This window comes from Schlesneria sp. (assembly GCF_036405755.1).
Taxonomy (GTDB): domain Bacteria; phylum Planctomycetota; class Planctomycetia; order Planctomycetales; family Planctomycetaceae; genus Schlesneria; species Schlesneria sphaerica.
The window spans coordinates 1-12,413 of sequence record NZ_DASWWZ010000634.1 but is presented as its reverse complement, the minus strand read 5'-3'; the positions used below and the strand labels follow the sequence as shown (position 1 = coordinate 12,413).

General features: G+C 56.0%; 9 protein-coding genes and 1 pseudogene. 8 read left to right on the top strand and 2 right to left on the bottom strand.

What is annotated here, in order from left to right; translation table 11 throughout:
• Positions 1–236: pseudogene (locus VGE80_RS21125) on the top strand (hypothetical protein); the annotation flags it as partial.
• Positions 237–651: 415 nt separating this feature from the next.
• Here the strand turns inward: VGE80_RS21125 and VGE80_RS21120 are convergent.
• Both VGE80_RS21120 and VGE80_RS21115 read right to left on the bottom strand, forming a co-directional pair.
• On the bottom strand, positions 652–825 hold the full coding sequence (locus VGE80_RS21120; RefSeq protein ID WP_373651850.1) for a hypothetical protein: 174 nt from the start codon (positions 823–825) through the stop codon (positions 652–654).
• Positions 826–1,233: 408 nt separating this feature from the next.
• On the bottom strand, positions 1,234–2,472 hold the full coding sequence (locus VGE80_RS21115) for a SpoIIE family protein phosphatase (protein WP_397570187.1): 1,239 nt from the start codon (positions 2,470–2,472) through the stop codon (positions 1,234–1,236).
• 316 nt (positions 2,473–2,788) lie between these two features.
• Between VGE80_RS21115 and VGE80_RS21110 the strand changes: the two genes are divergently transcribed.
• The 7 genes from VGE80_RS21110 to VGE80_RS21080 form a co-directional block, all read left to right on the top strand.
• The gene (locus VGE80_RS21110) at positions 2,789–3,712 is read left to right on the top strand and encodes an Hpt domain-containing protein (protein ID WP_397570188.1); all 924 of its coding nucleotides are present in this window, start codon (positions 2,789–2,791) and stop codon (positions 3,710–3,712) included.
• Positions 3,713–3,718: 6 nt separating this feature from the next.
• A complete protein-coding gene (locus tag VGE80_RS21105; RefSeq protein WP_440594015.1) occupies positions 3,719–6,790 on the top strand; it encodes a hybrid sensor histidine kinase/response regulator in 3,072 nt (1,023 codons plus the stop codon).
• The gene (locus tag VGE80_RS21100) at positions 6,787–7,275 is read left to right on the top strand and encodes a chemotaxis protein CheW (RefSeq protein ID WP_440594014.1); all 489 of its coding nucleotides are present in this window, start codon (positions 6,787–6,789) and stop codon (positions 7,273–7,275) included. Before VGE80_RS21105 ends, VGE80_RS21100 begins: the two co-directional genes overlap by 4 nt.
• A 54-nt stretch (positions 7,276–7,329) precedes the next feature.
• The gene (locus VGE80_RS21095) at positions 7,330–9,573 is read left to right on the top strand and encodes a methyl-accepting chemotaxis protein (RefSeq protein WP_440594013.1); all 2,244 of its coding nucleotides are present in this window, start codon (positions 7,330–7,332) and stop codon (positions 9,571–9,573) included.
• Entirely contained in the window at positions 9,570–10,637 is a 1,068-nt protein-coding gene (cheB, locus tag VGE80_RS21090; protein ID WP_440594012.1) for a chemotaxis-specific protein-glutamate methyltransferase CheB, read from the top strand. The genes VGE80_RS21095 and cheB overlap by 4 nt, the downstream gene beginning before the upstream one ends.
• A 4-nt stretch (positions 10,638–10,641) precedes the next feature.
• A complete protein-coding gene (locus tag VGE80_RS21085; RefSeq protein WP_440594011.1) occupies positions 10,642–11,508 on the top strand; it encodes a CheR family methyltransferase in 867 nt (288 codons plus the stop codon).
• A gap of 41 nt (positions 11,509–11,549) precedes the next feature.
• A partial coding sequence (locus tag VGE80_RS21080) for a leucine-rich repeat domain-containing protein (RefSeq protein WP_440594010.1) occupies positions 11,550–12,413 on the top strand: 864 nt, incomplete at its 3' end.

The window sequence follows — 12,413 nt, the reverse complement described above, 5'->3', positions numbered from 1 at the left end:
GGCCGCAGGTGGCTCAGTTCAATCACAGTGTGACGCGTTATCGAATCACGCTGATCTGCTTCGTAGCGAACCGGATCGACGGGCGACTGAAGAAGGACGAAGAATGGCAGTGGATCACAGCAGAAGAGCTCGAAAAATTTCCACTGTCCGTCACTGCTCGCCAGTTCGCACAATGTCTGCACCCGTCAGGGCGAGCGATCGTTGAAGGTCAATTCCTGCTGGATGGAACCTTGTGATCCCCAACCGAGCCGTTAGCGAAGTCGCGAACAACACAAAAAGCAGGTACGGACGATGCTTGCTTACGAAAGTGCGGGGCAATGCCCACGCCCAGGCCGTCAAAATCAGCTCAATGCCTAATGAATTCTGGCACGCTGCGGCGGGGATGAAGCGCCAAGAGCGACGGCACAAACCGCAAGAAGTGTTCTCGCAAGCAAGAATACTTGGCGGGGGGTAACATCAATTCTCAGACAGGGACAGACGCATTTTTACCGAAGCGATCTGCTGCACGACCAAGTCCTGAACAAATGACGGACATCGTCGACCGTGAAAATGCGTCTGTCTCTGCGGGATGTTCCGTGCGGAACATCCATCCCCGACTCAGTCCGCTGATGGAAACGACAACTGCAGTCGGGAATCGACACGTGACGCCGGTCAGACTGTCCGCTCGGACTGTTGCAATGCGAGGTACGCGGCCACTGCTGCCCGGACACGCTGTCGCGTCCGATACTGAAACCGCTTCCAAATTACTCCCAAGCCAAGGCCGGTCATCCCTACCATCACCCCCAAAGGAATGAACTGCTGATCCTGTAACAACTTGAGTAACATCAAAACACCTTTTCTCACCTTAAGACGTTGCTGGCCATCCTGCAGACGGCTCACGTGTGGAACTGATTCGGCCAATCCTAGGGAAAGAAGCTGAAATCAAAATGAGAGAGATCGACCCTCATCTGCAATTCAGGAAACCTGCATTCCTGTGCACATCTGCCACAGAAGACACCGGCCTGAACACGCGGGTTCGGAACACAAAGCGACGTTTTCACTCATCCCCTTGCATCGTCATGAAACAGGCTGCTCCCCAGCTTTTTTCGTCATCTTTTTCGTGAAAATTGCTTTTCCGTTAAAGAATACGTTTCTGGGAGCCGCGCGGATTATTCAGGCGCAAAATTTTCCCGTATTTTCAGTTCCCCTCCGTCAGTCCCAGCCCTAACGCGTCAAATGTGGTCGGCGGATCAATTAAAGGAGCTTCAATTCCAGAATCGAGAAATCGTCCAGGAAGGGGTGACCACTCTGGACGCGTTGTCCGATGGAATGGATTCGCGTCAACGCCGACTCGCCCAGCGCCAGCGGGGCGGACATGGCGGTAATAAACTCAGAGAATGGCCACATCGTCCCGTCTGGAAGATGGAGTTCGCAAATTCCGTCACTGTACAGGTAAAGCCGCGACCCGGGCTCAACAGGGACCGTGACACCGTCATACGGCAGATCCTCGACGACGCCGTTCATCGGTCCCTGACTCTCCAGCTGTTGACACGCAGCGGGGGATTCCGGAGGACCGGAAATCAGCAGCGCAGGGGGATGGCCGGCACCTGAATAATTTAACTCGTGCTTGACCCGGTTGTAGACTCCATACCAGATGGTGAAGTACATCTGGTTGTGGTTGTCCATCAGAAACGCGTTGTTCAGCGCAGACAGAACCTGGCTGGCATCTCGGAAATCACAACCGGGCAGACTTTGGGCCCGCAAAACGTTCATCGCTGAGACCGACATCAACGCCGACTTCACCCCGTGGCCGCAGACATCGAGCAGATAGCAAGCGAGGTTGTCTTCATCGATCCAGTGATATCCGAACGAGTCGCCCCCGAGTTTCGACGAAGGGATGAACAGCCAGTCGGTCTCGACGCTGTCGGTTTTGATCTTTGCGGGAAGAAGCGAAGTGACATAGCGTTCCGCTTCGGCCACGTCTTCCGCGAGTGCCTGCTGACTTTCCCGCAGCGCCTGAAAAGCTTCGTTTCTTTCGAGCAGGTGAATATAGCCTTGGGAATGGTGGCGGACTCGCGCAATCAGTTCCACGCGGTTGGGCAATTTCACAAGGTAGTCACTAGCCCCCAGTTCGAACGCTTTGGCCTTGGTAACCGCTTCTTCCTGAGAAGAGAGGACAATGACGGGGATGTCGCGCGTGGCGGCATTGGCCCGGTAAAAACGCAGCAGAAGCAATCCATCAATCTCCGGCATCACCAGATCCTGGAGAATGATGGTCGGCGATAGATCCTTCGCGACGGCCAATGCCGTCGAAGGATCGGCGCAATAGTGGAATTCGATATCCGTTTCGGATTCCAGCATGCGGCGAATCGCTTCAGCGACGATCTGCTGGTCATCAACCAGCAGGACCCGGATCCGATGATCGGTGTGCTTTCGGTCCAATGGCTTGGCTTCTGCTGTTGCCGCTCGCTCGACTGACGCTGATTCCGACATGCTCGATTCCTCTGACTGTAGCTCGTCCGCTCGTTACGACACGTCTGTATGCGGCCCTCGCCGCCGACAGGGAAGCGCAGTCGGCTCTCGATTGAAGAACCAGCTCCTGCCGCGTAGTAATCGTTACACTTGTCGGGACATTGTGTTTCGTGATGATTCTACCGAATGAGCGGACTGTAGCGACTTGGTGATTTAGCGAAAGTCAACGGATTGAAAACGACTTTTCAACAGCGTGAATACCCGACCGCAATCCAGGATCTGAAGTAGAACACATGTGGATTTTCAGAAATCAAACGGATCTTGACCGGGGCACGTCATGAGTGGCGAGATTTTCACAGACTCATCGATGCTGGAAATTTTTCGTGCGGAAGTAGAAACGCACGTTGAATCTCTGACATCGGGAATCCTGGCACTTGAACGAGACCCGGGGGACACCAGTCATATCGACGAAATGATGCGAGGTGCCCACTCCATTAAAGGGGCCGCGCGGATTGTCGGAATCGACCCCGCAGTGCGGGTCGCACATGTGATGGAGGACAGTTTCGTCGCCGCGCAGAATGGCAAACTGACGCTCCGTCCCGAGCATGTCGACGTTCTTCTGCGCGGTGTCGATATGCTGAACCGGATCGCAAATGCCTCGCAGACACCCGGAATCGACTGGCAAAAGTTCGACAGCGAAGCAACGCCTCTGGTGGCGGAAATCAAATCGGTTCTGGCGGGCACACCCGCTTCATCCCCTCCTCCAGCTCCTGCTCTGTCCGCTTCGGCCCCCGTTTCAGTACCGACCCCGGGAGTCCCGGCCCCTGCAGCACCCAGGCGACCATCTGCGGATGTCGCACAGCCCGCCGGTCCCGCTGCATCCTCCATCTCTGATGTGGTGGCCGCAGCACTCTCACAACCCCGTGCCAAAGGAGCCCCCGCTGCACCGCTCAAACCGGTCGCTGGTTCCAGTCAATTCGATGAGATCACCATTACGCTCCCCCCTTTATTCGACACCGCCGCTGCAGAATTGGCGCGACGGTCGTTCGTTGCCGCACTGAACGCGAACTTGCGTCGTATTCGCTTCGACCTCACCCAAACGACAGATATCGACGCCACCGGGATCGCGTTTCTGGCAGCCGTTCCCTCACATGCAAAAGAGGGAATCCCTCAATTCGTTATGTCCGGAGCGGTCGCCGATCTGCAGCAAGTCCTCGACGCAACTGGCATCGCCCGCCTCTATCCATCGGAGGGGCGTTAAGCCATCATGACTGATCGAATCGAGGAATTCATCATCGAAGCACGGGAGCATCTGAGTCTTGTGGAAGACTCCTTGCTCACGCTGGAAAAGCATCCGACCGCGACCGAGCGAATCGATCGTTGTTTCCGATCCATCCATTCCATTAAGGGCGATGCTGGATTCCTCGGCCTGCTGCCGATTCACGACCTGGCTCATGCGATGGAGTCACTGCTGGTCCGAATGCGACTTCCTGTCGCGCCATCGGCGATCGAAACCCTGCTTGCAGCCCGGGACCGCCTGGCCACTCTCGTAGACAACGCCAACCAGAACACCGTGATCGACTTCAGCGATATCCTTCAGCGTCTCTCGACGGAAGGAATCGACCGGGAGACCATCCCGCTGGAAATCGATCTGACCGCCCGCAGCCAGGCGCATCCTGGAGGGCTGATGTCGTTCTTCCGGCAGTTGATCTCCCAGGGCCGGATTCATGACGGACGCATTACGATCAACCCGTGCAACCTGCGTGACAGCCTGCCCGATGGCCCCGTGACCTGGTCTGCCGTCATCGAAGCCCCCGCCGTCATGGATTCAGCTCAGTCACAGGACGAGGCTTCTGACACTTCTTCGACGGAAGAGACGACGGGTGAGCGATTGAGCGTCGATCTCTCCGCCTGGTCGGCAACGAACGGCGGACTGGTCCGCTTTTTCCGTGATCTGGCCAGTTTCGGGCCTATCACAGAGGGAGAATTGCAGTTTGCGCCGGTTGATCTGCGAAATGGTTTGCCATCCGCACCGATTGTCTGGACGGGCTCCTGCCGCGGCCTCCACCCCCACCCTGCACCTCTGCAGGTAGAGGACACGGCCGAGCAAACTCATCTCGATGCACCTCAGGCAATTGGTCCAGCAGAAGAGCGACAGCTTGATCCAGTCAATGCAGAGCCCCCTTCCCCGCCGAATTCGCCATCGCAGCAAGTCACGCGACGTCCGCCGTCGATGGAAGGGGAAAAATCGACCACTCTGCGGATCCAGGTCGAATTGCTCGATCGAATGATGACGCTGGTCGGAGAGTTAACCCTCGTCAGAAATCAGGCGTTACTCGCCTTCGCAGACGAAGACGGATCCCGTCGCGCCATCATTCAGCGTCTCAGTTCCGTCACGTCGGAACTGCAGGACGTCACGCTGCGCGCACGGATGCAACCGGTGGGAAATCTGTTCAATAAATATCCGCGAATGGTCAGGGACCTCGCACGTCAACTCGGCAAGCAGGTTGAACTCGACCTGCAGGGACGTGATGTCGAACTCGACAAATCGATTCTGGAACAGCTCAGTGATCCACTGATGCACCTGATCCGCAACAGTGTCGATCACGGAATTGAATTGCCCGAAGAGCGAATTGCGCAAGGAAAGTCTCCCATCGGACGAATCGTCCTTTCCGCTTCTCACGAAGATGGTCAGGTGCATATTCAGATTCAGGACGATGGCAAGGGGATTGACCCTGAAGCGGTGAAGATCAAAGCACTCTCGCTGGGGTTGAAGACCGAGTCCGAGCTAACCCGGATGACACCGCGCGAAATCTACGCTCTGGTGCTGATGCCCGGTTTCTCGACCGCCGCACATGTGACCGAAGTGTCTGGTCGCGGCGTCGGGATGGACGTCGTCAAAACAAACATCGAATTGCTGGAAGGAACACTCAGCATCGATTCGGTCGTAGGACACGGCTGTTCCACGGCGCTGCGACTCCCCCTGACGCTGGCGATCATTCCCTGCTTGATCGTGACCGTCGGCGGCGAGAGCTTTGCGGTTCCTCAGCGGGACCTTGAGGAAGTCGTGTGCCTGCACCCACGTTCGAGCGAACGAATCGAACAGGCATTCAACACCGAAGTCTACCGACTCCGTGACAAGCTGCTACCGGTCGTGCGCTTCGCGGAAGTGCTGACTCGGAAGGAACCTTTCTCGGTCACTGCGAAGGCGGAAATTCTGACGAAATATGCCGCTAAGCAGTCCCCTGATCGCATCGAGTACATTCTGGTCCTCAAACTGGGAGGGCGACGGTTTGGTCTGGTGGTCGATGACGTGAAGGGGACGCAGGAAATCGTCGTCAAGCCGATGCACCCGTCCATGAAGCGGGTCGGCATCTTCACCGGGGCAACCATCATGGGGGACGGCCGCGTAGCGCTGATCGCTGACGTGGAAGGAATCATTGAACATGCTCAATTGAGCTTCGAGCCACCGCCGGCCCAACCCGAAAAGGCCTCTTCGGTTCGAGAAGCAGCACAGGCGCATCGGGTCCTCATCTTCGAATACGGACCGCAGGAACGATTCGCGTTGCCACTCATCCAGATTCGTCGGATCGAGATGGTCTCGCAGCATCAGTTTGAACGAGTGGGCAATTTCGAATACGTGACCGTCGACGGCGTTTCGACTCGGATTCTGCGTCTCAACCACGTCATCAATGTTTCCGCGCCTGACGGTGACGCACCGGTGATGTCATTGATCCTGCCCAAGTTTGTGGCACAGCCGATGGGGATTCTGGTCTCGCGCATTGTCGACACCGAATCACTGGCACTCGACCTGCAACAGTTCACCGACGACGAACCGGGCATTCTCGGGTCGGCAATCGTGCGGGATCGGCTGACCCTGTTTCTGGATATGCACCATATCGCTGAAAAACTGTTCGGCATCGCCCCTGCAGAGAAACAGAGATCCCGGAAAGAGACAAAATGCGAAAAGCGATTGCTGCTGATCGACGATACCGCGTTCTTCCGGGAAGTCGTCAAGCGGTATCTCACCGCCGAGGGATATGAGGTCGTGACGGCCATCAATGGGGAAGACGGCCTCGATCGACTCAATTCCGAAGATGACTTCGATCTCATCGTTTCGGATATCGAGATGCCGGTGATGGACGGATGGGATTTTGCCCGCGAAGTCCGTCGACGTGGCGTCGATACACCGCTTCTGGCACTGACCTCGTTGAGTGGGGCCGAGTACGAAGCCAAGGCGAAAGACTGCGGGTATAGCAGTTACGAGGTCAAACTGGATCACGACCGCCTGATCCGCAAGGTGAGCCAGATGGTCGATGCGCGGGAGGCGGTTCGATGAAACCAACCACTTTGGAGTCCAGGCAGTTGTTCTGTACCTTCCGACTGGATGGGCAACTGTTCGGCGTTGATATTCTCGACGTCAAGGAAGTCACCACCGAGATCACCTGCACGCAGATTGCTCACTCACCGGATGAAGTTCGGGGACTGGTCAACATCCGCGGACACATTCATCTGGCACTCGACATGCGCGGACTGCTGGGGCTGCCCGCTGTCCCCCGGACCGACAGCAGTCGGCTGATTCTGTTCAAACCTGCAGTCGGAAGTGCGTTCGGAGTTATCGTCGATGAGATCGCCGAGATCCATGCCGTCACCCCCCATCAGATAGAACCGTTCACTGTCGAACAGTTCGACGCATTAACGTCGCAACTGCGGCGAATCGACCTGATTGACTCTGTCGCTAAATTGGCCAGAGAGCTTCTGGTGATCCTCAATCCCCGTCGGTTTCTGAGGATCGTCGAAACGAATTTTGCGGGTCCCGCCTAAACCAGACTTTAATCACATTGCATTCAACTTGATCTACTTGTTGCAGGTATCACCGTGAAGAACTTCAAACTCGCCAGCAAAATGATGATTCTGACTTCGATCTTGATCTCGACGATCATCGTGGTCGCATGGGTCGCTGCAGACCGTCTGGCAGCGGTCAATGTCCAGGTCCGGCAGTTGGTGGATTCCACGTTCTATAAGTTGAATCTCACCTCTGATATCCACGTGAAGGTTCTGGCCAGCATCCGTGCTCAGAAGAACGCGGTCCTTTCTCCCGATGACGACGTCAGCAGGAGTTTCGCCACCTTTTCACGCAGCAGCCTGGTGGAAGCACGCGAAACGCTGGGTCGATTGAAGGAAGTCGTCATCAAAGAGGGTATCGAAGGCCAGACTACCAGCGTGGACGAATGCATCAAGTCGCTCGATAAAGCCGAGGAAATCAACAACAAGGTCCTGGACCTTGCGGTTCAGAACTCGAATGTCAAAGCGAGAAAACTGTTGGGATCCGAGATCCAGCGACAGGTTGAAATTCTGGAAACACGCCTTCAATCCTGGGTCGATGATGCCAGTTCGAAAACAGAGATGGATGCCTCTGTCATGGAGCGGATGAAGACCCTGTACGAGTTGCAGGATCAATTGATGGGGATCCTGCCCAACGCAATGCGCCATATTAACGCCTCGGCCGAAGAGGACATGCTCGCGTTTGAGAAAAAGCTGGATGAATTGCAGGAACGGATTCAGCATGGTCTGCCCGTCGCTTCCGCGGGGGATGGCCCCAGTCAGGTCGATGCCCGTAATCGCCTGAACGACATCAAGACGTCACTTGCCTCCCTGATCGTTTTGTCACGACTCGATTCAAACAATCAATCGGTCGTTTTGTCGCTCAATGCTTCACGCGTGGCGAGTGAAGACTGCGTCCAGCGGATCGTGAAGCTGGACGAATTGTTCTCAATCGAGGCCAAATCCGGGCGAGACATGAGCAACGTTGCCTACCTGAACGCCTTCAGATCGATTATTGGAATGACCTTGGTCGGCGTCATTCTGGGATCGATTCTGGCCTATCTCGTCAAAGAATCGGTGACTCGCCCCGTCTTCGAGGTTCGCAATCTGGCCCAGGCAATGGCCGACGGTGACCTGCGTCAGCGAATCCACCTGAAACAGAAAGATGAAGTCGGCGAATTGTCCGATGCCACCAATTCTCTTGCCGATTCGCTCACCAATATCGTTGCTCAAATCCAGAAGGTCTCGGAAGCCCTTGCCGGGTCTGCAGATGAACTGAGCGGTGTCTCTAACCAACTGCTGTCACAAAGCGAAACAACTTCGCTGAATGCGGCGAGTGTTGCCAGTTCCTCGGAAGAACTTTCCTCCAACATCAGTACCATGGCCGCCGCCGCAGAACAGATGAGCGTCAACGTCGCCTCGATCAGTTCTGCCAGTGAAGAAATGAGTGTCAACGTCGGCACGATTTCTTCGGCGGCTGAACAGACTTCGCACAACGTCGGGGCTGTTTCGAGTGCCGTGGTCGAAATCTCCAGTTCGTTCACCGATGTCCTGAATGATGTCCGAGAAGGCTCACTGGTCGCCGGAGAGGCAAGCCGTATGGCGGATTCGGCCACGGCCACGATTCAGACACTCAGTCAATCCGGAACCGAAATCAGTAAGGTCACGGAAACGATCAAGATGATCGCACTACAGACCAACCTGCTCGCGTTAAATGCGACGATCGAAGCGACCTCTGCCGGGGAAGCAGGCAAAGGCTTTGCCGTCGTCGCGCACGAAATCAAGGAACTGGCAAACCAGAGCGCCAAGGCGGCGGAAGACATCGCGCGCAAAATCGAAGGAGTGCAGAATGACACCCGGCAGGCCGTCCAGGTGATTCAGAATGTCTCACAGATTATTAAGGACATCAATTCGTCTGCCGGACGAATTTCTCAGTCAGTAGAGAAACAAACTCAGGCAGCGACTATGATTTCGCAGAATGTGAGTGAGGCGAATAAGGGAGTGGGAGACATCGCTCGATCCATTTCTGAAGTCGCCAAAGCGGCTGGTGATATGTCCCGAAACGTGGCGGAAGCCGCGCGAGGCGCCACCGATGTCTCAAGAAATGTCGGCGAAGCAGCAAAGGCAGCAAGTGGAATTTCCTCCGACATTCATGGCGTCAGCGTGGCATCGCGATCGACGAATCTTTCGGCCTCAAAGGTTCACCAGTCTGCAGAGCATCTCGATAAGATTGGTAAAGAGCTACGCAAACTTGTCGGACGATTCAAAATCAACAAAGAAGACACCGTGGTCGAATGACTGATGAACCGCTGAAAATTCTGATTGTCGACGACTCGCGGATCTTTCGGAGCGTGATCGAAGAGGCACTCTCTGGTCGGGATGACGTGCGGGTTGTCGGATCAGTCTGGAATGGCGAGAAGGCGGTCGAGTTCGCCCGCGCCTCGCTGCCCGATTTCGTGACGCTCGACATTGAAATGCCGGGAATGGGGGGAATCGCAACCCTGAGGGCGCTGCGGGAACTCGCACAGAACCGCGAACGGACGATCGGTATTCTGCTGGTCAGTCTGCACACCAAACGAGATGCCGCGATCACCGTCGAAGGACTGGAAGAAGGAGCATTCGACTTCATCTCCAAGCCGACGGGGCCTGATACCCTCGCGAACGCGGCTTCGCTCAAGGAGCAACTTCTCGAGAAGATCAAGGCGTTCCGCTCGCGCCGCAAAGTCAGCCCTGCCTTAAAAGCCCTTCGAGATAAGAAGCCCGCAACGCAGAAAAACGAATCCCGATTTCGCGCGATCGTGATCGGTTCATCAACCGGAGGACCTGAAGCGATCGCCCGGCTGTTGCCTGTACTCACCCCCGGATGCCGGGTCCCCATTTTCCTCGTTCAGCATTTGCCGGAAAACTTCACCCATTACTTCGCGACCAGCCTCGCCCGGCGTTGCGGCACAGAAATTGTCGAGGCGACAGAAGGAACCATCCCACGCCCAGGTGTGGTCTATGTTGCCCAGGGGGGGAAACATTTGATCCTGACCCGGCAAGACCAGCGAGTGGTGATGAGCTTCTGTGATTCCCCTCCGGAAAATGGCTGTCGTCCATCGGTTGATGTTCTTTTCCGTTCGGCAGCGGCTGTCTACGGCGGAAGCGTGCTGGCCGTGATTCTGACCGGAATGGGGACCGACGGGGCTCTCGGAGCAATCACCCTGAAACGAATGGGGGCACACGTCATCGTACAAGATGAAGAATCGAGCATCGTCTGGGGAATGCCGGGAAGCGTCGTTGCTGCGAATGCGGCAGACGAGGTTCTGCCGATTGAGGATATCGGGCCGGCATTACGCGCACACCTGGGAATCGAGGGCTGACACAATGGAAGTCTCGACTCAGGAGTTTCGCGACGTTCAGACGCTGGTCCGGTCATTGTGTGGTCTGGTTCTGACGGACGATAAGACGTATCTCGTGAAAACGCGGCTCGAACCCGTCGTGACGGCGCACGGCTGCACATCCTTCGGTGACTACCTGGGACGACTGCAGCAGCTCGGTGCCGGCGCGATGCGTGATGAACTGGTAGAGGCACTCACCACCGGAGAAACTTCGTTCAATCGTGACGCTCACGTCTTTGACGAGTTCCGGCGACGAATCCTTCCCCGCGTGGCGGAATCACTGCGGCGACGCCGCGAGCAAGGAACACGGGTTCCCATTGCCCGAATCTGGTCCGCAGGCTGCTCGACCGGGCAAGAGCCTTACAGTCTGGCGATGATCATCCACGAATACCTGTCCGCGAACGTGGCGCTCGGATTGAAGGTCGAACAGCTTCCGATTCTGGCCACGGATGTTTCGGCGAAGTCACTTACCACGGCGAAAGAGGGACGCTACCTCGAGCGAGACCTCGATCGAGGAGTCACACCAGAGCAGCGCAGGCGTTACTTCCAGCAGCAGGGAGCCCACTGGACGATCAATCCTCAACTGAAAAAGATGATCGAGTTTCGTCAGATGAACTTTCTGAATCCCATGCCGGATATTGGCCCTTTTGAATTGATTTTCTGTCGCAATGTCATGATCTACTTCGATACTCCGACGCGCCAGAAGCTTTGCGAACAATTTCACAAGCTCCTGGTTCCGGGAGGTCTGCTCATTCTGGGAGCAGCGGAAAGCCTGTATGGGCTGACGACGTCGCTGGTGTCAGAATCGTTCGGCAGCACGACGGTTTATCGAAAACCCGATCGCCACGCCTGATCAGTGAGTGCGAGGTTTTCAGCGATTCGAAGGAGGTCTGGATGATTTCTCGGCGGGCGATTCTCTTCGCTCTTGTGACGTTTCTCTGTGCGGCACCGATCACCGGACACGCCACCGACGACAAGGCCCAGTCGATCGAGAAAATTCAAATCCTGGGAGGGATCGTCAGGCGGGATCCCGGGTTACCGGGTGGTCCCGTTGTGGCAATTCAGTTTCAGGACAACTGCCGGTTCAACGATAAGTACTTTCACCTGCTGAAAGACTTCCCTCAGCTTCAAAGGCTTGCTTTCCAATTCAGGGACGCTGACGGGGAACGGAAAGTGACCGATCGTTGCCTTCCTCAACTGAAACAACTGAAAAGCCTGACGACACTCAACCTGAGGAGGACCCGGATTACGGACGCGGGACTGCGAGACTTGTCGGAGCTGACGGAGCTGCGAAGTCTCGACCTGAGTATGACTCCTTGCACTGACGCCGGGCTGGCGGAACTCAGCCCTCTGAAGCAACTCACGCATCTGCAGCTGCAGAACTTGAAAATCAGCGGCACGGGGCTAAAAAAGCTGCAAAATCATGGAGTCCTGGTTTCTCTGGACATTTCCCGAACCGATTCATCCGAAGCGGGGCTGGAAGGAATAGGCCACCTGAAACAGCTTCGGCATCTGACAGCCAACAGGCTGCCACTGACTGATGCCGATCTCCGGGAAATCGGACAGCTCCATCAACTCGAGAGCCTTCAGTTGCAGTATTCACAACTGACCGACGCCTCGATGATCCATCTCAAGAATCTCCACGATTTAAAGGTACTGGACCTGATTGGGAACAACCTGACCGACATGGCGTTGATCAACCTGTCAGCACTTCCGAATCTGACCTCCCTCAGTTTGGGCGATTGTCAAATCACGGAT

Excerpts from the sequence above, each read along its gene's own strand:
- VGE80_RS21100 (WP_440594014.1), top strand. The coding sequence starts at position 6,787 with ATGAAACCAACCACTTTGGAGTCCAGGCAGTTGTTCTGTACCTTCCGA.
- VGE80_RS21085 (WP_440594011.1), top strand. The coding sequence starts at position 10,642 with ATGGAAGTCTCGACTCAGGAGTTTCGCGACGTTCAGACGCTGGTCCGG.
- cheB (WP_440594012.1), top strand. The coding sequence starts at position 9,570 with ATGACTGATGAACCGCTGAAAATTCTGATTGTCGACGACTCGCGGATC.
- VGE80_RS21110 (WP_397570188.1), top strand. The coding sequence starts at position 2,789 with ATGAGTGGCGAGATTTTCACAGACTCATCGATGCTGGAAATTTTTCGT.
- VGE80_RS21105 (WP_440594015.1), top strand. The coding sequence starts at position 3,719 with ATGACTGATCGAATCGAGGAATTCATCATCGAAGCACGGGAGCATCTG.
- VGE80_RS21120 (WP_373651850.1), bottom strand. The coding sequence starts at position 825 with ATGTTACTCAAGTTGTTACAGGATCAGCAGTTCATTCCTTTGGGGGTG.
- VGE80_RS21115 (WP_397570187.1), bottom strand. The coding sequence starts at position 2,472 with ATGTCGGAATCAGCGTCAGTCGAGCGAGCGGCAACAGCAGAAGCCAAG.